The 20,177-nt window shown below is 61.8% G+C and carries 18 protein-coding genes; 7 read left to right on the top strand and 11 right to left on the bottom strand.

Annotated elements, in window-relative coordinates:
• From livG to REA38_RS16790, 4 genes are all read right to left on the bottom strand, one after another.
• Positions 1-771, bottom strand: coding sequence for a high-affinity branched-chain amino acid ABC transporter ATP-binding protein LivG (gene livG / locus REA38_RS16805; RefSeq protein WP_043148327.1), 771 nt, complete (start codon positions 769-771; stop codon positions 1-3).
• On the bottom strand, positions 768-2,051 hold the full coding sequence (locus REA38_RS16800) for a high-affinity branched-chain amino acid ABC transporter permease LivM (RefSeq protein ID WP_308886271.1): 1,284 nt from the start codon (positions 2,049-2,051) through the stop codon (positions 768-770). The genes livG and REA38_RS16800 overlap by 4 nt, the downstream gene beginning before the upstream one ends.
• Positions 2,048-2,974, bottom strand: coding sequence for a high-affinity branched-chain amino acid ABC transporter permease LivH (livH, locus tag REA38_RS16795; protein ID WP_015376290.1), 927 nt, complete (start codon positions 2,972-2,974; stop codon positions 2,048-2,050). Before livH ends, REA38_RS16800 begins: the two co-directional genes overlap by 4 nt.
• A 117-nt stretch (positions 2,975-3,091) precedes the next feature.
• Positions 3,092-4,207, bottom strand: a complete 1,116-nt coding sequence (locus tag REA38_RS16790) for a branched-chain amino acid ABC transporter substrate-binding protein (protein ID WP_033636684.1) — start codon at positions 4,205-4,207, stop codon at positions 3,092-3,094.
• A gap of 405 nt (positions 4,208-4,612) precedes the next feature.
• Between REA38_RS16790 and panM the strand changes: the two genes are divergently transcribed.
• From panM to REA38_RS16775, 3 genes are read left to right on the top strand one after another with little or no spacing between them, the layout of a single operon-like run.
• Positions 4,613-5,005, top strand: a complete 393-nt coding sequence (panM, locus tag REA38_RS16785) for an aspartate 1-decarboxylase autocleavage activator PanM (protein WP_033636683.1) — start codon at positions 4,613-4,615, stop codon at positions 5,003-5,005.
• Positions 5,002-6,219, top strand: coding sequence for a DUF3142 domain-containing protein (locus REA38_RS16780; protein WP_308886270.1), 1,218 nt, complete (start codon positions 5,002-5,004; stop codon positions 6,217-6,219). Before panM ends, REA38_RS16780 begins: the two co-directional genes overlap by 4 nt.
• Positions 6,220-6,262: 43 nt before the next feature.
• The gene (locus REA38_RS16775; protein WP_308886277.1) at positions 6,263-8,278 is read left to right on the top strand and encodes a hypothetical protein; all 2,016 of its coding nucleotides are present in this window, start codon (positions 6,263-6,265) and stop codon (positions 8,276-8,278) included.
• Between the two features lie 63 nt (positions 8,279-8,341).
• Here REA38_RS16775 and rpoH read toward each other — a convergent pair whose 3' ends face one another.
• From rpoH to ftsY, 4 genes are all read right to left on the bottom strand, one after another.
• Positions 8,342-9,199 carry an RNA polymerase sigma factor RpoH gene (gene rpoH / locus REA38_RS16770; protein WP_004934345.1) on the bottom strand — a complete coding sequence of 286 codons (858 nt, stop codon included), beginning with the start codon at positions 9,197-9,199 and terminating at the stop codon, positions 8,342-8,344.
• Positions 9,200-9,516: 317 nt separating this feature from the next.
• The gene (gene ftsX, locus REA38_RS16765) at positions 9,517-10,470 is read right to left on the bottom strand and encodes a permease-like cell division protein FtsX (RefSeq protein ID WP_033636680.1); all 954 of its coding nucleotides are present in this window, start codon (positions 10,468-10,470) and stop codon (positions 9,517-9,519) included.
• On the bottom strand, positions 10,460-11,131 hold the full coding sequence (ftsE, locus tag REA38_RS16760) for a cell division ATP-binding protein FtsE (RefSeq protein ID WP_004934337.1): 672 nt from the start codon (positions 11,129-11,131) through the stop codon (positions 10,460-10,462). Before ftsE ends, ftsX begins: the two co-directional genes overlap by 11 nt.
• Positions 11,132-11,136: 5 nt before the next feature.
• Positions 11,137-12,933, bottom strand: a complete 1,797-nt coding sequence (gene ftsY / locus REA38_RS16755) for a signal recognition particle-docking protein FtsY (protein ID WP_308886269.1) — start codon at positions 12,931-12,933, stop codon at positions 11,137-11,139.
• 242 nt (positions 12,934-13,175) lie between these two features.
• Here ftsY and rsmD point away from each other — a divergent pair, with 242 nt between their 5' ends.
• Together rsmD and REA38_RS16745 are read left to right on the top strand one after the other, a co-directional pair.
• Complete coding sequence (rsmD, locus tag REA38_RS16750) at positions 13,176-13,796, top strand: 16S rRNA (guanine(966)-N(2))-methyltransferase (protein WP_308886268.1); 621 nt, start codon at positions 13,176-13,178, stop codon at positions 13,794-13,796.
• Complete coding sequence (locus REA38_RS16745) at positions 13,786-14,058, top strand: DUF1145 family protein (RefSeq protein ID WP_004934327.1); 273 nt, start codon at positions 13,786-13,788, stop codon at positions 14,056-14,058. The genes rsmD and REA38_RS16745 overlap by 11 nt, the downstream gene beginning before the upstream one ends.
• 3 nt (positions 14,059-14,061) lie before the next feature.
• On the opposite strand, the gene REA38_RS16740 is transcribed toward REA38_RS16745, so the two are convergent.
• On the bottom strand, positions 14,062-14,418 hold the full coding sequence (locus tag REA38_RS16740; protein ID WP_308886267.1) for a DUF2500 domain-containing protein: 357 nt from the start codon (positions 14,416-14,418) through the stop codon (positions 14,062-14,064).
• Positions 14,419-14,577: 159 nt separating this feature from the next.
• Between REA38_RS16740 and REA38_RS16735 the strand changes: the two genes are divergently transcribed.
• The gene (locus tag REA38_RS16735) at positions 14,578-15,204 is read left to right on the top strand and encodes a lysoplasmalogenase (protein WP_033636676.1); all 627 of its coding nucleotides are present in this window, start codon (positions 14,578-14,580) and stop codon (positions 15,202-15,204) included.
• Between the two features lie 42 nt (positions 15,205-15,246).
• On the opposite strand, the gene REA38_RS16730 is transcribed toward REA38_RS16735, so the two are convergent.
• Both REA38_RS16730 and REA38_RS16725 read right to left on the bottom strand, forming a co-directional pair.
• Entirely contained in the window at positions 15,247-15,624 is a 378-nt protein-coding gene (locus tag REA38_RS16730; protein WP_038874139.1) for an AprI/Inh family metalloprotease inhibitor, read from the bottom strand.
• A gap of 55 nt (positions 15,625-15,679) precedes the next feature.
• Complete coding sequence (locus REA38_RS16725) at positions 15,680-17,143, bottom strand: serralysin family metalloprotease (protein WP_033636674.1); 1,464 nt, start codon at positions 17,141-17,143, stop codon at positions 15,680-15,682.
• A gap of 681 nt (positions 17,144-17,824) precedes the next feature.
• Between REA38_RS16725 and REA38_RS16720 the strand changes: the two genes are divergently transcribed.
• Positions 17,825-20,143, top strand: coding sequence for a zinc/cadmium/mercury/lead-transporting ATPase (locus REA38_RS16720; RefSeq protein WP_308886266.1), 2,319 nt, complete (start codon positions 17,825-17,827; stop codon positions 20,141-20,143).
• Positions 20,144-20,177 lie beyond the last annotated feature (34 nt).

Here is a 20,177-nt window from a genome sequence, read left to right as displayed (position 1 = left end):
TTATTCTTCGCCCAAATAAGCCCGGATCACGTCCGGGTTGCTGCGGATCTCCGCCGGTGTGCCCTGCGCCAGCGGCGTGCCCTGATTCACCACGTAAATGCGGTCGGAGATGCCCATCACCAGCTTCATGTCGTGCTCGATCAGCAGCACCGATACCTTATGCCGATCGCGCAGCTCGACGATCAGGTGGTCCAGCTCGTCGGTCTCTTTCGGGTTGAGGCCGGCGGCCGGTTCGTCCAGCATCAGCAGCTCCGGCCGGGTCACCATGCAGCGGGCGATCTCCAGCCGCCGCTGCTGCCCGTAGGCCAGGTTGCCCGCCGAACGGTTGGCCATCTCCAGCAGGCCGACGCGCTCCAGCCACTCCGCCGCGTGCGTCAGCGCCTCGGCTTCGGCGCGGCGGAAGGCCGGGGTTTTCAACAGCCCGGCAAACACGCCGCTTTTCAGGTGCTGATGCTGCGCCACCAGCAGGTTCTCGATCACCGTCATTTCACGGAACAGCCGCACGTGCTGGAAAGTGCGCACCACGCCCATGCGGGCGATGGCCTGCCCCGCCAGCCCTTCCAGGTGGCGATCGCGCAATTTGATGGTGCCGCCGGTCGGGCGGTAAAAACCGGTCAGGCAGTTGAACACCGTGGTCTTACCGGCGCCGTTGGGGCCGATCAGCGACACGATTTCGCCTTCGTTCAGCGTCAACGCCACGTTGTTGACCGCCAGCAGCCCGCCGAAACGCATCGACAGGCCCTCCACCTGCAGTAAAGGTTGAACGCTCATGCCTGCTCCCCCTTGCCCGCGTGAATGTCCGCCGCCTGCAGCTTCAGCTGCGGCCGTTTCATCGGCAGCAGCCCCTGCGGCCGCCAAATCATCATCAACACCATCAGCGCACCCAGCAGCAACATGCTGTATTCATTCAGATCGCGCATCAGTTCGCGCGACACCACCAGCAGGATCGCCGCCAGAATGACCGCGAACTGCGAGCCCATGCCCCCCAGTACGACGATCGCCAACACGAAGGCCGATTCGACGAAGGTGAAAGATTCCGGGCTGACGAAGCCCTGGCGCGCGGCGAACAGCGTGCCGGCAAACCCGGCGAAAGCGGCGCTGATGGTAAAGGCGGTCAGCTTGATGCGCGTCGGGCTGAGGCCCAGCGAGCGGCAGGCGATCTCGTCTTCGCGCAGCGCTTCCCAGGCGCGCCCCAGCGGCATGCGCAGCAGGCGGTTGATGACGAACAGCGTCAGCACCACCAGCAGCAGCGCCACCAGATACAGGAATATGATGCGATCGCTCGGATCGTATTTCAGGCCGAAGAAGTTATGGAAGGTATCCCAACCGCCGTCGCGCACGCTGCGGTTGAACTCCAGGCCGAAAAAGGTCGGTTTCGGGATCTGGCTGATGCCGTTCGGCCCGCCGGTGATCTCGGTATTGTTCAGTAGCAGGATGCGCACGATCTCACCGAAGCCGAGCGTCACGATCGCCAGATAGTCGCCGCGCAGCCGCAGCACCGGGAAACCGAGCAGGAAGCCGAAGGCGGCGGTGACGATGCCCGCCAGCGGCAGGCTCTCCCAGAAGCCGAGGCCGTAATAGTGATTCAGCAGCGCGTAGGTGTAAGCGCCGATGGCGTAGAAACCACCGTAGCCGAGCACCAGCAAGCCGGACAAGCCCACCACCACGTTGAGGCCGAGGCCCAGCATCACGTAGATCAGCGTCAGGGTGGCGATATCCACCGTGCCGCGCGATACCAGGAACGGCCAGGCGACCGCCACAACGATGAGCAGAGCCGCCAGCAGCTTTTGCCGCGGCGTGGTGCCGTCGAAGCTCGGCAGCACGAACGCCGGGCCGGAGACTTTTTTCAATCCCTGCTGCAGCAGCGGGCGCAACAGCTGGAAGAAAAAGACGATGACGCAGCCGATGCCGATCCACATCCAGCGCACTTCCGCCGCGCCGTGCACCACCAGCTTGGTGCCGTCCAGGCTAAGCTGCATGCCCATCAGGAACGACGCCATCACGAACAGCACCGCCGTGGCGATCAGCGCATTGAGCAGATTGAGTTTCATACTTTCTCAACCTCCGGACGCCCGAGGATGCCGGTCGGCATGATCAGCAGCACCACGATCAGCAACGCGAACGACACCACGTCTTTGTATTCGGTGCTCAGGTAGGCGGAGGTCAGCGCTTCCGCCACGCCCAGCACCAGGCCGCCGATCATCGCGCCGGGAATGCTGCCGATGCCGCCCAAGACCGCGGCGGTGAAGGCTTTCATGCCGGCCATAAAGCCGATGTAGGGGTTGATGACGCCGTAGAACTGGCCGAGCAACACCCCGGCCACCGCCGCCATCACCGCCCCGATGACGAAGGTCAGCGAGATCACCCGGTCAGTGTTGATGCCCAGCAGGCTGGCCATCTTCAGGTCTTCCGCACAGGCGCGGCAGGCGCGGCCCATGCGCGAATAGCGGATAAACAGCGTCAGCGCCAGCATCGCCAGGAAGGTCACGAGCCAGATGGTCAGCTGCATGGTGCTGATGGTGGCGGCGAAGCCGTTGCTTTCCCCCAGCACCCACTGGCCGGTCACCAGGCTGGGCAGCGCCAGATCGCGTGAGCCCTGCGTCAGGCTGACGTAGTTTTGCAGGAATATCGACATGCCGATGGCCGAGATCAGCGCAATCAGGCGCTTGGAGTTGCGCACCGGCTTGTAGGCCACCCGCTCGATGCTCCAGCCGTAGGCGCTGGCGATGACGATCGAGACCAGAAACGCGGCGCCGATCAGCAACCAGCCGACGTCGATGCCGAGCATCATCAGGGCGGCGATAACGATAAAGGAGACATAGCTGCCGATCATGTACACCTCGCCGTGGGCGAAGTTGATCATGCCGATGATGCCGTAAACCATGGTGTAACCGATGGCGATCAATGCATAGGTGCTGCCCAACGTTAAGCCGTTGAACATCTGCTGCAGAAAATAGAGGAGTTGCTCTGACATACTCTGAACCCTTGGCTGCGAAACCCGCCGGCGGAGAACCGGCGGGTAAAGGGAGACGGGGCCGGCAAGCCGACCCGCCGGGCGCAGCGAGCCGCGCCCCACCCTAATCATTATGGCTTATTTGATCGGTGTGGACGTGCCGTTGGCATGCCACTCGAACACGCCGAACTCGAAGCCTTTCAGATCGCCCTTGTCATCCCAGCTCAGCGGCCCCATCACGGTCTCCACCGGCTTGCCGGTTTTCAGATCCTTGACGATGTCCGCCGGCTCCTGGCTGCCGCTGCGCTCCATGCCGGTGGTCAGCGACTGCAGCGCGGCATAGGTGGTCCAGACGAACGGGCCGGTCGGATCCAGCTTCTTGGCTTTCAACGCATCGACGATCGGCTGGTTGGCAGGCACCTGATCGTAGCGCTTCGGCAGCGTCACCAGCATGCCTTCCGAAGCGGCCCCGGCGATGTTGGACAGCGAGGAGTTGCCCACGCCTTCCGGCCCCATGAAGCGGGTGGTCAACCCGGCCTGCTTGGCCTGGCGCAGGATCTGGCCCATTTCCGGGTAGTAACCGCCGAAATACACGAAGTCGATATTTTCTTTCTTCAGGCGCGCCACCAGGGTGGAGAAGTCTTTGTCGCCGGCGGTGATGCCTTCGAACATCGCCACTTCGGTGCCCTGTTTTTTCAGGCTGTCGCGCACCGAGCGCGCCAGGCCTTCGCCATATTGCTGCTTGTCGTGCACCACGGCGATGCGCTTCGGCTTGATGTCGCTGAGGATGTATTTGGCGGCGGTCGGGCCCTGATCCGAGTCCAGGCCGGTGGTGCGCATGATCATCTTGTAGCCGCGGGTGGTCAGATCGGCGTTGGTGGCCGCCGGGGTAATCATGATCACGCCTTCGTCTTCATAAATATCGGACGCCGGCTGGGTGGACGAGGAGCACAGGTGGCCGATCACGTAGCGAATGCCGTCGTTGATCACCTTGTTGGCGACCGCAACCGCCTGTTTCGGGTCGCAGGCGTCGTCGTATTCCACGCCGACCAGCTTGTCGCCCTTGATGCCGCCCTTGGCGTTGATGTCGGCAATCGCCTGGCGCGCGCCGGTAAACTCCATGTCGCCATACTGCGCGACCGGGCCGGACATCGCCCCGACGATCGCCACCTTGATGTCTTTCGCCATGGCCGCCTGGCTCATGGCCATCGCAATACAACCCGCCAGCAATGCCTTACCTGTTGTTAATTTCATCCGCAAATCCCCATCTGTCGTTGTGAACGTACCTGTTGTGTTTGCCTGCGCCCGATCGTTATTGACCGCTTTTGTTATAAGTAATAATGATTTAGGCGCCTTGTCGGCATTATTTTCTAATAAGACTTTATTTTTCATGCCATTAAACAGGAATTTTCTTCTGCAAATCAACTTCATCAGGCAGAAACAAGCGGTGTAAACAGGATAAAATTCGAATTAAATCTGCGCTCTTTACCTTGAGGCGTAGTGCGTTGTGCTGGTTAACAATCCGTTTACTAACTATTTACTCGGAAAATGCCCCGTGCAAAAAACATATTGCACAGTAATCGTACAGAAAAACTTACACAACGCTCTGCACAAGATCTATTACACTGTCGGCATCATTTAGCTGCGCGGAAATTCTGCATGAAACTGACCATCGAGCGCCTGACCGCGCTGTCCCCGCAAGACCTTATCGACCTCGGCAAAATTTGGCCGCACCAGCAGCCGGAACAGTGGCAGAGCTGGCTGAGCGACGGCAAGGCGCTGTTCGCCGCCCGCTTCAACGAGCGGCTGCTGGGGGCGGTGAAAATCGCGCTGCAGAACGACCGCGCCGAGCTGCAGGACCTGCTGGTACGCGAAGTGACGCGCCGCCGCGGCGTCGGTCTTTACCTGGTGCAGGATGCGCAGCGTCAGCTGCCGCAGATCGCCCACTGGCAGCTGTCGACCGCCGGCCTGGCGCCGCGCGAACGCGGGGAAGTCGATAACTTCATGCGCGCCTGCGGCTTCGCACCGCAGGGCGATCTCTGGCAAAAATGAAACGCCGGCTGGCGGCGCTGGTCTTGATTGCGCTGGGGCTGGCGGCCGCGCTCCTCGGGCGCCAGCAGGCGCTGCGCCTGGCCTCAGGCTGGGATCAGCAGGTTTATATCTGGCAGCGGGTCTGGACGCCGCAGCACGCCGATGCGCTGGCACACAGCCGCGATCTGTTCAGTGGGCTGCGCGTGCTGGCGCTGCAGGTGCATCCACGCGAGGGCTGGCGGGAGATCCCGGCCGATCTCAGCCTGCTGCGGCAGGACGGCCGCCCGCTCTGGCTGGTGGCGCGCCTCGACGGCCAGCTGCCGCAGCTGGACCAAGAGGCCATTATCCAGCGCCTGCAGGCGCTCACCCAGCGCTGGCAGGCGGCCGGGTTGCCCGTCACCGGCGTCGAGATCGATCATGACGCCGCCACCGCCCGCCTGCCGGACTACCAACGCTTTCTGCAGCAACTGCGCCAACGGCTGCCCGCCGCTTTGCAGCTCGGCATCACCGCCCTGCCGGCCTGGATCGGCTCGCCCGACCTGCCCGGCGTACTGCAACAGGCCGACAGCTCCGTCCTGCAGGTACATGCGGTGCTCTCGCCGCAGCAGGGGCTGTTTGACGGCTCCTTGGCGCTGCGCTGGGTGCGGCAGTACGCCTCCGTCACACCGAAGCCGTTTCGCGTCGCGCTGCCGGCCTACGGCATGGCGCTGCTGGGGTTTGATGCGCAGGGCGCGCAGGTGGAGAGCGAGTCCTCGCTGCGCGTGGCGGGCAACGGCCGCGAGCTGACGGTCGCGCCGCAGCAGATCGCCGATTTTCTGCAGACGCTGGCGCAGCAAACGCCGCCCCGGCTGCGCGGCATTATCTGGTTCCGCTTGCCGCTGGCGGACGATCGGCGCGCCTGGTCGCTCGCCACGCTGCGAGCGGTGATCGAACGGCGGCCGCTGAACGTCGACTGGCAGGTAAAATTTAGGCCTCAGCCACAGCAAAACGGGCTGTATGATCTGATAATTCATAACAACGGGCCGGTGGACGCCCCGCTGCCGCAAGAGGTGGCCATCCGCGCCGACGACTGCCTGGCGGCGGACGCGGTCGGCAACTACCGGCTGGAATCCGCACCGCAGCGGCAACGCTTTATTCGCATCAGCGGCGATCAGCTGCGCGCCGGGCAATCCCGGCCGCTGGGCTGGCTACGCTGCCAACAACTGACGCCAGGAGGCACCCTTGTCACACCTTGATACGCGCGCGGCACGGAACACCCGCCGCCTTCTTCCGCTGGCCATGCTGATCGGCGCCGCGCTGCCGCTGAGCGGCTATGCCTGCGGCCCGGATTTCCCTAACCGGCTGCTGATCGACCGCAACGGCACCCTGCTGTATATGCCGGAGGGCAATTTCGCCTTCGAAGCCGGCCGGCTGGTGCCGGCGGATAGACAGCTGCCGCACTGGCAAGCCCCCCCGCCGCCGATGCCGCCGAAACCGATGCCGCAGTCGCCGGAAACGGTGGCGATCGGCAAAATGCGCGCCGCCAAAACGGTGGAAGAGGCTGACGCCGTCAATACTCAGGGATTGTCCAACGCCGCACGCCTTTATCAACTGGGCGCCGTCGCTTTCGCCAGCCACGATCCGCGCGCCACAGACTATTTCCAGCAGGTGCTGAAGCTCCCGGCCGCCGAACAGGGCGACTGGGGGCTGCGGGCGCAGTATTCACTTGGGCGGGTGTTGATGGCTGACCACGGTACGCCGGTGAATGAATCGGGTGAAGCGGCCCCCGCCGCCGAGCATCCGCCTAAAGCCGAACTTGAACAGGCGCTGGCGGCGTTCCAGCAGGTGATCGATCGGGTGAAAAGCGGCGCCGCCGATCCCGACCAGCTGGCGCTAAGCAGCCTCGGGCAGCAGGCGCGCATCCACCTGTGGCTGGGTGACGTCGCCCCCGCTGCCCACCTGTACGCACAGCAGGCGGCGCAGGGCGATCCGAGCGGCGGGCAGTCGCTGCAGTACGTCTCCAGCTACCTGGTCAATCCCGACCATCTGGAAACGCTGAAGCAGGTGATCGGCGATCCGTTGATCCAGCAGCTGGTGACCATTGAGCTGTTCGCCCGCAGCGGCAATCTGCAAATGGCGGATACCGACGGCAACGGCCGCTCTGCCCAGATCATCAGCCAGATCCTGACGCTGCTGGACGGCACGGTAAAAAGCGGCTTCGCCGGCAGCGATCGGCTGGCGGCATTGGCCTACCGTTCCGGGCAGTACCCGATGGCGGCGAGCCTGCTGAAAAACGCCGGCGACAGCGGCCTGGCGTGGTGGCTGCGCGCCAAAATGGCGCTGCGCGACGGTGAAGTGAAAGCCGCCACCGCCGCCTACGCCAAGGCGGCAAGCGCGTTCCCCACCGACGAAAGCTGGGGCGAACAGCGTAACGCCGACTTTGTCGCGGAAACCATCGTCCCCGAGTGCCGGGTGGCCGGCGAACAGGCTATTCTGGCGCTGAACCGCGGCGACTATCTGCAGGCGATGGACCTGCTGTATCGCGGCAAGGCGATCTACTGGGCCGACGTGGCCGATGTGGCAGAGCGCGTGCTGACCGTCGATGAGTTGAAAGACTTTGTCGATAAGCACGCCCCGGCGCCGACGACGCCGCTCAAGCCGGTTAACCCGGACGACTACGGTGGCGGCCAGCAAATCACGCCGGAAGTGCAGCTGCGCGAACTGCTGGCGCGGCGCTTGATGCGCGCCGGGCGTGCCGCGGAAGCGCAGGCCTATTTCGATATCCCTAACTACCGGCAAGCGGCGCAGCAGTACGCCGATGAGCTGAAGGCCGCCAAGGACAAATCCGCCGCGCCGCTGGCGCGCGCGCAGGCTTACTATCGTGCGGCCAACCTGCTGCGCGCCCAGGGGCTGGAGTTTACCGGCTATGAGATGACGCCGGATTACGCCATCTATGGCGCCGGCTATTCCTATCTGGGGGATGCGTTCGATACTCGCGAGCTGAAGCATAAAAGCTGGATCGACAGCGCAGAAGCGGCGCGCGCCAAGGCGGCGCTGCCGGCGCAGGACAACCGTTTCCTGCACTATCGCTGGCAGGCAGTGGGGCTGGCACAACAGGCTGCCGATCTGCTGCCGCCGAAAAGCCAGGCCTATGCCGCCGTGCTGTGTAACGCCGCCAGCTGGGTTATCAAGCGCGACGCCAAGACCGGCCGGGCGCTTTATCAACGCTACATTAACACCGGCACTCGCTACCCGTGGGCGGCGAAATTCGGCTACGACTGCCCGGCGCCGGACTTTACCGCCGTGGCGCCATAACGCCGAATTTCAGGCATGAAAAAGCCCGGCTTGCCGGGCTTTTTTTTCGAATATCGCATCGACTCAGGCTTCGATCGCCATTTTCAATTTCTTCATGGCGTTCTTTTCCAGCTGGCGCACGCGTTCGGCGGAAACGCCGTACTGATCGGCCAGCTCCTGCAGCGTCGACTTGTTGTCGTCGTCCAGCCAGCGGGCGCGGATGATATGCTGGCTGCGCTCATCCAGACCTTCCAGCGCATAGGCCAGTTTGTCTGCGGCGTTGCTTTCCCAGTTATCTTCCTCGATGCCTTCAGCGAAGTCTGAGCTCTTGTCCTGCAGGTACAGCACCGGCGCCATCGACTGGCCATCGCGGGCTTCGTCGTCCGGAGTCGGATCGAACGTCATGTCCTGCGCCGCCATGCGAGATTCCATCTCGCGCACGTCTTTGCTGGTTACGCCCAGCTCGCGGGCCACCAGTTCCACTTCGTCCTGGTTGAACCAGCCCAAACGCTGTTTGGTTTTGCGCAGGTTAAAGAACAGCTTGCGCTGCGCTTTGGTGGTCGCCACTTTCACGATGCGCCAGTTGCGCAATACGTACTCGTGGATTTCCGCCTTAATCCAATGCACCGCAAAGGAAACCAGACGCACGCCGACTTCAGGGTTGAAGCGGCGAACGGCTTTCATCAGGCCGATATTGCCTTCCTGAATCAGATCCGCCTGTGGCAGACCATAGCCTGAATAGTTGCGGGCAATATGAGCGACAAAGCGCAGGTGAGACAGGATGAGCTGCTTAGCGGCATCCAGATCGCCCTGATAATGCAGCCGTTCAGCCAGCTCCCGCTCTTCCTCTGCCGTCAGCATCGGATAGGCGTTGGCTGCCCGGATATAGGCTTCCAAGCTACCTTGGGGTACTAAGGCTAAAGTTTGCATTTCTTTGGTCATTCAAACCCTCTCTATGAGAATACAAAATCATGCAGGTGATTATTACAGCGGGGAAATGATTGATTCTACGGCAGTTGCTGAAGCAAAAGCGGTTCCACACGCCGGGCACCTTAACATTTGCTGCAATTTTTGACCGTACTCCGCCCTAAAAGTTCACCCTTTTTTGCAAGCATTGTTGCTGACAATACGTGACGAGAGTGCAGGCCGATAGGGAATTTGTGCGCTAAGAAGAGAGGTGTTTTGCTGACTTCGCTTGAGGTCACTCTTCTCCCGCAACGCGATCAAAAGCAGCAGGAGAAGAGTATACCAAAAAAATCTTACTGTGGTGTAAATCGGCGTAAATGTTGCACCGTCGCCAGCCAGGCGGCGATCCAACCGATCATCGCGGAGATGATCAGCAGCAACAGCGCCTCGTCCCAGCCCAGCCCGTGCAGGGTGAAGGTGGTGCCGAACACCTTGGCCACCCCGGCGACCACCGACTCCAGCTGCCACACCAGCGCGCCGGACAGCACCAGCGACAGCAGCGCGCCGGCAAAGCCGAGCATCGCCCCGCCGTTAAGGAACGGCCGCAGGATAAAACCGTCGGTGGCGCCGATCAGCTTCATCACGTTGATGGTGTCGCGGCGGCTGAAGATGCTCAGACGTACGCTGTTGCCGATCACTAGGAACACCGCCACGATCATCAGCACGCCGATGATCGCCGCGATCTGGCCCGCCAACCCGGTCAGCGCCGCCAGGCGGGCAAACCAGCTGTCATCCATACGCACTTCTTCCACGCCCTGCACCGCCGCCACGCGATCGCGCAGGGTGTTGAGGGTATCCGAACTCTGGAAGCTCATCTTCGGCGTAACGATCGCCACCGCCGGCAACGGGTTCTCTTCCAGCATGTCCAACGCGCCGCCAAAGCCCGACCAGTTGCGGAACTCGCCGCGCGCTTCTTCACGCGACAGGTAATTCACCTTCTCCACGCCGGCTTCCGCCTTGATGGCGTCGAGCACTTTCAGCGCCGCGTCGTCGTCGAGCGATTTATCCAGGTAGACCGTCAGCTGCGGCGTCGGGTACCACTGGCTGGCCGCGGTGCTGACGTTTTTCCACACGATGTAGCACACGCTCGGCAGCGTCAGGGAGATGGCGATCACCATCACCGTCAACAGCGTCGCCAACGGCTGGCGCAGCATGTCTTTGATGGCGTTCATCCAGGCGTAACGCCACTGCTCGCGCCAGCCGCCGCGCAGCGCCTTGCTCTTGGCGGTTTTTGCGTTATTGGCCATGGTGAGCGCCCCCTTGCATGCGGCCCTGGCTCAGCGTCAGGATGCGGTAATTGCGGCGGGCGATAAGCCCGGTGTCGTGCGTCGCCATTAATACGGTGACGCCGACGCGGTTGAATTCTTCAAACAGGCGCAGAATGCCTTCCGACAGCGCGTCGTCCAGGTTGCCGGTCGGTTCATCCGCCAGCAACACCGCCGGCTTGTTCACCACCGCACGGGCGATGCCCACGCGCTGCTGCTCACCGCCGGACAGTTGAATCGGGAAGTTCTTCGCTTTATCCAGCAAACCGACCTTGTCCAGCGCGGCGGAGACGCGGCGGCGGATGTCTTCGGTACTGGCGCCGGCGATGATCAGCGGCATCGCCACATTGTCATACACCGTGCGATCCAGCAGCAGGTGGTGATCCTGGAAGATCATGCCGATCTGCCGACGCAGGAACGGCACCTCGCGGTTTTTCAAACGACTGATGTCGTGGCCGCCAAACCAGATGTGGCCGGCGCTGGGCCGTTCGATACCACAAATCAGTTTCAGCAGGGTACTTTTCCCCGCGCCGGAATGGCCGGTCAGAAACGCCATTTCCGCCGGGCGCAGATGGAAATCGACCCCCTGCAGCGCTTGCCGTCCGCCCAGATAAGCTTTACTGACCTGTTCAAAGCGAATCATCCGTATTAATCCTCTCGGGCAAAAAGTGCCTCAATAAAATCGTCAGCCTTAAACGGCCGCAAATCTTCGATGCCTTCCCCGACGCCGATATAGCGAATCGGGATACCGAACTGATCGGCGATGGCGAAGATCACCCCGCCCTTGGCGGTACCGTCCAGTTTAGTCAGCGTGATGCCGGTTAAGCCCACGGCCTCATTAAATAATTTCGCCTGGCTGACCGCATTCTGGCCGGTGCTGGCATCGAGCGTCAGCATAACCTCATGGGGGGCCTGGTCGTCCAGTTTTTTCATGACGCGGACGATCTTCTTCAGCTCTTCCATCAGGTGCGATTTGTTCTGCAGACGGCCGGCGGTATCGGCGATCAAGACATCGATGCCGCGCGCCTTGGCGGCCTGCACCGCATCGAAGATCACCGAAGCGGAATCCGCCCCGGTATGCTGCGCCACCACCGGAATGCGGTTGCGTTCGCCCCACACCTGCAGCTGCTCCACCGCCGCGGCGCGGAAAGTATCCCCCGCCGCCAGCATCACCGACTTGCCTTCCGCCTGGAATTGGCGCGCCAGCTTGCCGATGGTGGTGGTTTTACCCACGCCGTTCACGCCGACCATCAGAATGACATACGGGGTTTTCCCGCTGACATCCAGCGGCTGATCGACCTTGGCCAGAATTTCGGACATTTCCTCCTTCAGCTTGCCGTACAGCGCTTCGGCGTCTTTCAGCTGCTTGCGGCTGGCGTGCTGGGTCAGGGAGGTGATGATCTTGCGCGTGGTCTCCACGCCGACATCGGCGATCAGCAGCTGTTCTTCCAACTCGTCGAACAGGTCGTCGTCGATCTTTTTACCGCGGAACAGCCCCATAAAGCCGGAGCCGAGGTTTTGCTTGGTTTTCAGCAGGCTGCGCTTCAGGCGAGCGAAGAAGCCCTCTTTGGTCGGCCGCTCCTGCTCTTGCGCAGCGGCCGGCACCACAGGTTCAAGCGGCGCTTCTTCTTCCGGTTCCGGTTCTGGTTCGACGACCGGCTCGGGCTCAACGACCGGCTCAGGCTCAACAACCGGCTCGGGCTCGACGACCGGCTCAGGTTCGACAACCGGCTCGGGCTCGACGACCGGCTCAGGTTCGACAACCGGCTCGGGCTCGACGACCGGCTCGGGCTCGACAACAGGCTCGGGTTCTACGACCGGCTCAGGCTCCACCACCGGCTCGGGATCGACGTGCGGCTCGGGCTCGTCGTGCGGCTCAGGTTCTCCCTGCGGATCGGGCTCGACGCCCGGCTCAGGTTCGACCACCGGCTCGGGCTCGACGACCGGCTCGGGCTCGACAACCGGCTCGGGTTCAACGACCGGCTCAGGCTCAACGACCGGCTCGGGCTCGACAACCGGCTCGGGCTCGACAACCGGCTCGGGTTCAACGACCGGCTCAGGCTCAACGACCGGCTCAGGCTCAACAACTGGCTCGGGCTCGACAACCGGCTGCTGCTGCGCCACTACCTGCTCGGTCACGCTGACAATCTCTTCGGCCAACGCTTGCGCCGTCGGGTGTTCGGCCGCCGCCGGCAGGTTTTCCGCGATGGGTTCGCCGGCCTGGCCGCTATCCCACTCTCCCGGGGTGTCGACGGAGGCGGCAGGTTCAGATTCCTGGGCGGGGAGCTTGTCATCCAGCTTGGCGGTGGCCGGTTCAGCCGGCGTCTCCGCGGCCTGAGGCTCCGCCTGCTCTACCGGCTGCTCAGGTTGCTGTTGCTCTTCTTCCTTTTCCTTCTGGCCAAACCCCAGCCAGGAGAAAAACCCACGTTTCTTATCTTTTGCCATGTTATGACTCTACTCCGTACCGAAGGCTCGCTTACCCTACATACCTGAAGGATATATGCTGACAATAATCCGCCGAGTCTATCACTTTCCCTCGCGCAGCAACACGCATCCGGCACGCTTTCCGGTGTGAAATCAGACAACAAAGTTTTACCGTTCCCCCCGAAGCCCGTCACCGGTAGAATAGGGGCAACTTTTCGTTAACCTCTACGGCTCCGCGCCGCAAAAGAAATCAAACAACGCTTATGACAAGACTCTCGCCACGGGCGGCGGCCAAAAAACCGCCCCAGGCCGCAGCCGGACAGATCCGCATCATCGGCGGCCAATGGCGCGGTCGCAAGCTTCCGGTGCCGAACAGCCCGGGGCTGCGCCCCACCACCGATCGGGTGCGCGAAACCCTGTTCAACTGGCTGGCGCCGGTGATTCAGGGTGCGCGCTGCCTGGACTGTTTCGCCGGCAGCGGCGCATTAGGGCTGGAAGCGCTGTCGCGCTACGCCGGCAGCGCCACGCTGTTGGAATTCGAACGGCCGGTGGCGCAGCAGCTGGAAAAAAATCTGGCGCTGCTGCAGGGCAAGGGGGTGGTTATCAACACCAACGCGCTGAGCTGGCTGGCGGGCGAGGGCCAACCGTTTGACGTGGTGTTCCTCGATCCGCCGTTTCGCAAAGGCCTGCTGGCGGAGACCGCCTGGCTGCTGGAGCAGCGTGGCTGGCTGGCCGACGAGGCCTGGATCTATGTAGAAGCCGAGGCGGAAAGCGCCGCGGCGGACGTGCCTGCCAGCTGGCAGCTGCACCGGGAGAAGGTCGCCGGCCAGGTGGCCTATCGCCTTTATATTCGTTCGCAAGAGAAAACCGACCATGCTGATTAATCTGGGCCGCCTGCTGATGCTGTGCGTGTGGGGCTTCCTGCTCTCTAACCTGTTCCATCCTTTTCCCAAGCCGCTGAAGTATTTCATCGACGTGGCGCTGTTCTTTATGGTGGTGATGCACGGCCTGCAGCTGGTGCTGTTGAAATCCACCCAGCCGAAGGATCAGCCAATCAGCTACTGGCAAGAAGCCAAGATCTTTATCTTTGGCGTGTTCGAGCTGCTGGCCTGGCAAAAGAAACAGCCGCCCATCAAGAAGAAATGACCGCTACGGCTGAACGCTGAAAGAGACGAAGCGCGTGCCCTGCATGTTCAACGTGCCCTGCTCGCCTTTTTCTATCGGGTTGTATTGCCACTGTTTCAGCCGAAGCGTGATGTCTTCACCGCCCTGGTTCGGGCTGAACACCACCTCGTAATACATTGGCTCATTGACCAGCGGTTCGCGCTGCGGCGCGCGGGTCCTGGCGACCGGGAAGCTGCGCTTGTCGCTCACCGTCACCTGCAGACTGCGCATCGGCGCGCGATCGTTTTCCGCCTCCCGCTGGCGCTGTTTGAAGTAGCGTTGCGTGGCCAGCACGGCGATCAGCGCAATCACGGCGACAAAAAATAACGGTGGTTTGCTCATCGGTTTCCCATTTCCTTCACGGCCAAATCGGCGTAAACATAGCATTCTCAAGAAAGCATTGTCGATCGTCGGCAGGCTACCTACACTGAAATAAGAAGTGACATTGGTGACAGTTTGGAGCCGGTTGTTGCGGCTCCCTCATGCATAAGGAAGACATAAATGAGTTGGCCGTTCCTTGCCGTATTCTTTTCCGGTTGGCTGTTCGTCGACGCCTCATACCGTGGCCCGCGCTGGCAGCGCTGGGTGTTCAAACCCGTCACGCTGCTGCTGCTGTTGCTGTTGGCCTGGCAGGCGCCGGTGCTCGGCGCCGCGGGTTATCTGATCGTGCTCGGCCTGCTGGCGACGCTGATCGGCGACGCGCTGCTCCTGTTGCCGCGCGAGCGGGTGCTGTACGCCATCGGCGCCTTTTTCCTGTCCCATCTGCTGTATACCCTGAGCTTCGCCAGCCAGATGACGTTCAGCCTGTTCTGGCCGCTGCCGCTGGCGCTGCTGGCGATCGGCGCGTTGCTGCTGGCCACCCTTTGGACCCGGCTGGAAGAGATGCGCTGGCCGATCGTCACCTACGTGGCGATGACGCTGCTGATGGTCTGGCTGGCGGGCGAGCAATATTTCCTGCGCAGCACCGATTTCGGCTTCTCGCTGCTGACCGGCACCTCGCTGCTGCTGCTGGCCAACGTGGTTTGGCTGCTCAACCGCTACCGTTTCACCTTCCGTGCGGCGGACGCCATCGTGGCTTTCTGTTACTTCTCCGGCCACTTCCTGATCGTGCGTTCGCTCTACCTGTAACTCTCTGCCGCGGGTTCGGCGCGCCGAACCCGTTTTTCATTATCAAGCCAGCGCTTTCAACGTCAGGGCATCATCGGCGCCCAGCTGATTGCGATACAGATCGCCGTCGCGCGAGAAGAACGCCAGCGTGCTGCCATCCGCCCGCAGCAGAGCGATGCCGTCCGGCGCCGGGCGCCAGCCCACGACTTCCGCCGCAAACACGCTTTGCAAACACCGTTGCCGATCCACCAGCTGATAGCCGTTGGTTTCACTTTGCTCATTCGCCAAAAACTCGATTTGGCATTGCCGCTCGCTGTCGGCCACCTGCCATTGCCCCGCCAGCGACTGCGCGGTCGGCAGCGCCAGGCTGCCGGCCATGACCGCACTTGTCACCATCATGCCGCCCGCCGCCAAAGCGGTGCGCGTTAAAGTACCTTTCATACCGGGCTCCCGCATCACGCCCGGCCGAGACTGCGCCGGGCGTTCCGTTGCTGTGTTACACGATAAAGTCAGTGGCGACGTCAACCTGGCCGACGATTTTCACCAGGAAGTCCGGCGCCTGATGGCCACCGATATTCACCGACAAATCGGTCACGTTGTTGGAAGCGTTGTAGCTCAGCAGCGCTTCGCCGGCCGTGCCGCTGAAGTGATCGACGAAGTGAATGAAATCGCTGCTCTGCGCCTCTTTGTTGAAGAACGACAGGTCAATTTTGTCGATCCCTTTCTGGAAGTCGCGGATCCAGTCTGAAGCGCCCGGTGCGGAATCGCCGGCGGCAGAGAACACGAAGATGTCTTTGCCGGCACCGCCCCACAGCTCATCCGCCCCGCCGCCGCCGAACAGCACGTCGTTACCCGCGCCGCCTTTCAGCACGTTGTTGGCCGCGTTGCCGACAATCACGTCGTTGCCGGAACCGCCAATGGCGTTCTCGATGGTCACACCGGCAGCGATCGAGACGTTGCCCTTCAGGCCACCCACATCGGAGAACGATTTCTCGTTCAGGTTGATGCGCTGGTTAGCGGTGTAACCGGAGAAGTCGAAGGTATCGTTACCGCCCGCATCCCAGGCCGCAAAGATCACTTTCTGCGAGTTGCTGGTGGTGCTGAGGAAGTCGCGACCGGTGTTGGAGTTAAAGCCGTACACGGTGTCGCCGGTGCGGGTCGACAGGTTGGCGCCATACAGATGCTGAATGGCGGCGATGTCATCCAGCAGCGGAGCCGCGGCATAGTGGCCGCCGTTGTCGCCACCGGTGTTGGTTTCACTCCAGTAGCTCATCAGGCTGAACTGGCGGGTATCCTCCGCATAGGTGACGTCGCGATAGGTCGGGTTACCCTCACCGGCGTTGTAGTCGCCCGGGTGGCTCAGGCCCAGCGCATGGCCAATCTCATGGGTGAACGTCTGACGGCCGTAGTCTTCGGTCGCCGGATGCTTCACGTTGGATTGGTTGACGTTGTACCAGGTCTGGCCGCCCAGATCCTGGCCCTGCCAAATGGTGTTCGGCAGGAAGGCGTAGGCCTGGGTGCCGTAATCATAGTGGCCGGGACGATCCTGGCTGTAGTTGCCGAAGGTGATGTTGGCCTTTTGTCCGGCCGCCACTTCGGTGAAGGTGATATTGGCGACGTCCGCCCAGGACTGCAGCGACAGCTTAGCCTGCTGCTGCTGTTCCGCGCTGAACTTGCTCAGCCCGGTGTCGCCGGCGACGTTGGTGGAAGAGAACTTATAGTCCGGGAAGGAGAAGGTTAATTTGACCGGCTGGCCAAATACCTTGTAACCGTTCCAGGTTTGGTTCTCACGGGTAATAAACAGCCCAGCTTGCTCGTTAGAAAATGAATCCTTGCCATTAATCTGAATCCCGTTGCCCCGCTCATGATAATGCAGCAGGTCGTCTACAGCATCGTAGCCGGTTGTCGCGGCCGCAAGGCTGGATTCAGTAATTTCAATTGCCTTTTTAGTAGATTGCATTGGTTCGATTCCACTCATTACCTGATTGATATCAATCAGACAGATAGACATAACCTCCCCGTAAGCCACGGTTAATGAACCTCAGGCCTGCTGGAAGGGGCTTATGCGCCGTTGCCGGCAGTGTGTTAGGTAGAATTAATGCATATATATCAGCAAATAAGATCACCATTAAAAATGGTAATCGATTCCAATTATAGGCAGGGTCGCAAAACTGCACATAAAATAATCAACCATTTATTATCGCAACGAAAGTTTGTTATGCTGCTTTTCTGGCTTCTTTACAAAACAAATGAAACTTGATGAGGAGAAGTTGGCACCAAACTTCAATAGCAATGCGGCCTGCAGACTCAAGCGAATCATGCTGGCTTTCCCTAGGGTAAAAGGTAAATTTTGCTAAAGCGTTATAGATTAATAACTCTTTATTATTAGGTCGGGCGATTTTTTAGTTTCTATAGGAATATTATTTTCTTATTTAAACTATCGGCGGCGAGCCTGTTTCCCCAAATAGGGGATAAGAAAAGCCGATAGATTAAAATTCGCATTATTCATTATTGAATGAATCCCCCTTTCTACGCTTAAACGCCGTTAGCAATAATTCTCATCGGGCGCTTGACTCTGGAGTGGACTCCAGGGTGTAGAGTCAGTTGAGCAAACCCGTTTAACAGCCCGAAGGGGGACGTTATGCACAATCAGCAAAACCATAATCATCAGGAACATCACCACGCCGAAGGCGGATGCGGCTGCAACCACAGCCACAGCAAAACGCAGCATGGCTGCAGCAGCGAACCGAAAAACGCCGCCGCACAGGCCGAACAGGCCCACCATCATCACGATCATGGCGATAGCGGCTGCTGCGCCGCCACGCCCGACGATCCGGACGAGGAAAGCGACAGGCTGGCCGCCGCTCCCCCTTCCGGTAGCCAACGTTTCAGCTGGAAAGTCACCGGCATGGACTGCCCCAGCTGCGCCAAGAAAATCGAAAATGCCGTCACCGCACTCCCCGGCGTCGACAGCGCGCGCGTGTTGTTCGCCACCGAAAAGCTGGTGGTCGACGCACAGTCCGACATCAGCCTGCGGATCCAGGACGCGGTCGCCCAGGCCGGCTTTACCCTGCTCGGCACTCAGAACGCCAAAGCCGCCGCGCCGAAAACCTCACGCTTCGGCGAATTCGCACCGCTGCTGCTGTTAACTACCCTGATGGTCGTCAGTTGGGTGCTGGATCGGGTTAACCCGGAGCTGGGGCGCATCGCCTTTATCGCCACCACGCTGGTCGGATTGGCGCCGGTCGCCGCCAAGGCGCTGCGTTTGATCCGCTCCGGCACGCCATTCGCCATCGAAACGCTGATGAGCGTGGCGGCCATCGGCGCGCTGTTCATCGGCGCCACCGCCGAAGCGGCGATGGTGCTGCTGTTGTTTATGGTCGGCGAACTGCTGGAATCCTACGCCGCCAACCGCGCGCGACGCGGCGTGACGGCGCTGATGGAGCTGGTGCCGGAAGACGCGCTGCTGCTGCAAGGCACGGAACGCAAACGCGTGCCGGTCGCCAGCCTGCGCCCTGGCGACGTGATTGAAATCGCGCCCGGCGGGCGCCTGCCGGCCGACGCCGAGCTGCTCAATCCGTTCGCCAGCTTCGACGAAAGCGCCCTGACCGGCGAATCGGTGCCGGTCGAGCGCCAGCAGGGCGAGAAAGTGGCCGCCGGCAGCCTGTCCGTCGATCAGGCGGCGCAGATGAAGGTGATCTCCGAGCCCGGCAAAAACGCCATCGACCGCATTCTGCAGCTGATTGAAGAAGCCGAAGAGCGCCGCGCGCCGATCGAACGCTTCCTCGATCGGTTCAGCCGTTACTACACCCCGGCCATTATGCTGCTGGCCGTCGCGGTGATCCTGGTGCCGCCGCTGCTGTTCTCGCAGCCGTGGGATACCTGGATCTATCGCGGCCTGACGCTGCTGCTGATCGGCTGTCCGTGCGCGCTGGTGATCTCGACCCCGGCGGCCATTACATCCGGGCTGGCGGCCGCCACGCGGCGCGGCGCGCTGATTAAAGGCGGCGCGGCGCTGGAGCAACTGGGCCAGATACAAACCATCGCCTTCGATAAAACCGGCACCCTGACCGAAGGCAAGCCGACGGTGACCGACGTGCTGCCGATCGGCGCGCTCACCGAACAGCGGCTGCTGCAGCTTGCCGCCGCGGTGGAGGCCGGTTCACATCACCCGCTGGCGCAGGCGATCATCAACCGCGCCGCCGCAAGCGGGGCCGAGCTGCCGCTGGCGCAGGCGCGCCGCGCGCTGGCCGGCGTCGGCGTGGAAGGGATCGTGGACGGCAAGACCGTGCTGATCAGCGCGCCGGGCAAGCTGGCGCCGGGCCTGCTCGCCGTTCAATGGCAGAGCAAGGTAGACAAGCTGGAAAACGCCGGTAAAACGGCGGTGGTGGTGCTGGAAGACGGCGCGCCCATCGGCTTGCTGGCGCTGCGCGACACGCTGCGCAGCGACGCCAAACAGGCGATAGCCGAACTGAACGCGCTGGGTATTCGCGGCGTGATGCTGACCGGCGACAACCCGCGCGCCGCCGCGGCGATCGCCGGCGAGCTGGGCCTCGACTATCGCGCTAGTCTGTTGCCGGAAGATAAGGTCAACGCGGTCACCGAGCTGAGCGAACTGCGTCCGACGGCGATGATCGGCGACGGCATCAACGACGCCCCGGCGATGAAAGCCTCCAGCATCGGCATCGCCATGGGCAGCGGCACCGACGTGGCATTGGAAACCGCCGACGCCGCCCTGACCCACAACCGGCTGCTGGGCGTCGCGGAGATGATTCGCATCTCGCGCGCCACCCACGCCAATATCCGGCAAAACATCACCATCGCGCTGGGGTTGAAAGGGATCTTCCTGATCACCAGCCTGCTGGGGCTGACCGGTTTGTGGCTGGCGGTGCTGGCGGACTCCGGCGCCACCGCGCTGGTCACCGCCAACGCGCTGCGGTTGTTGAGAAAGCGCCAATAACGCGGCGCCAGGCCTGGTTCCTCAATGGGAACCC

It is taken from the genome of Serratia sp. MF1(2023), from assembly GCF_030954545.1.
Classification (GTDB): Bacteria; Pseudomonadota; Gammaproteobacteria; order Enterobacterales; family Enterobacteriaceae; genus Serratia; species Serratia sarumanii.
The sequence above is the reverse complement of the archived record's forward strand: the minus strand, read 5'-3'. Positions and strand labels throughout refer to the sequence as shown.

What these genes read in the sequence shown, in the direction of transcription:
- REA38_RS16775 (WP_308886277.1), top strand. Translation starts at nt 6,263, where the DNA reads ATGCTGATCGGCGCCGCGCTGCCGCTGAGCGGCTATGCCTGCGGCCCG.
- livG (WP_043148327.1), bottom strand. Translation starts at nt 771, where the DNA reads ATGAGCGTTCAACCTTTACTGCAGGTGGAGGGCCTGTCGATGCGTTTC.
- REA38_RS16745 (WP_004934327.1), top strand. Translation starts at nt 13,786, where the DNA reads ATGCTGATTAATCTGGGCCGCCTGCTGATGCTGTGCGTGTGGGGCTTC.
- REA38_RS16735 (WP_033636676.1), top strand. Translation starts at nt 14,578, where the DNA reads ATGAGTTGGCCGTTCCTTGCCGTATTCTTTTCCGGTTGGCTGTTCGTC.
- ftsE (WP_004934337.1), bottom strand. Translation starts at nt 11,131, where the DNA reads ATGATTCGCTTTGAACAGGTCAGTAAAGCTTATCTGGGCGGACGGCAA.
- REA38_RS16720 (WP_308886266.1), top strand. Translation starts at nt 17,825, where the DNA reads ATGCACAATCAGCAAAACCATAATCATCAGGAACATCACCACGCCGAA.
- REA38_RS16740 (WP_308886267.1), bottom strand. Translation starts at nt 14,418, where the DNA reads ATGAGCAAACCACCGTTATTTTTTGTCGCCGTGATTGCGCTGATCGCC.
- REA38_RS16800 (WP_308886271.1), bottom strand. Translation starts at nt 2,051, where the DNA reads ATGAAACTCAATCTGCTCAATGCGCTGATCGCCACGGCGGTGCTGTTC.
- REA38_RS16730 (WP_038874139.1), bottom strand. Translation starts at nt 15,624, where the DNA reads ATGAAAGGTACTTTAACGCGCACCGCTTTGGCGGCGGGCGGCATGATG.
- ftsY (WP_308886269.1), bottom strand. Translation starts at nt 12,933, where the DNA reads ATGGCAAAAGATAAGAAACGTGGGTTTTTCTCCTGGCTGGGGTTTGGC.
- rsmD (WP_308886268.1), top strand. Translation starts at nt 13,176, where the DNA reads ATGACAAGACTCTCGCCACGGGCGGCGGCCAAAAAACCGCCCCAGGCC.
- livH (WP_015376290.1), bottom strand. Translation starts at nt 2,974, where the DNA reads ATGTCAGAGCAACTCCTCTATTTTCTGCAGCAGATGTTCAACGGCTTA.
- REA38_RS16725 (WP_033636674.1), bottom strand. Translation starts at nt 17,143, where the DNA reads ATGCAATCTACTAAAAAGGCAATTGAAATTACTGAATCCAGCCTTGCG.
- rpoH (WP_004934345.1), bottom strand. Translation starts at nt 9,199, where the DNA reads ATGACCAAAGAAATGCAAACTTTAGCCTTAGTACCCCAAGGTAGCTTG.
- ftsX (WP_033636680.1), bottom strand. Translation starts at nt 10,470, where the DNA reads ATGGCCAATAACGCAAAAACCGCCAAGAGCAAGGCGCTGCGCGGCGGC.
- REA38_RS16780 (WP_308886270.1), top strand. Translation starts at nt 5,002, where the DNA reads ATGAAACGCCGGCTGGCGGCGCTGGTCTTGATTGCGCTGGGGCTGGCG.
- panM (WP_033636683.1), top strand. Translation starts at nt 4,613, where the DNA reads ATGAAACTGACCATCGAGCGCCTGACCGCGCTGTCCCCGCAAGACCTT.
- REA38_RS16790 (WP_033636684.1), bottom strand. Translation starts at nt 4,207, where the DNA reads ATGAAATTAACAACAGGTAAGGCATTGCTGGCGGGTTGTATTGCGATG.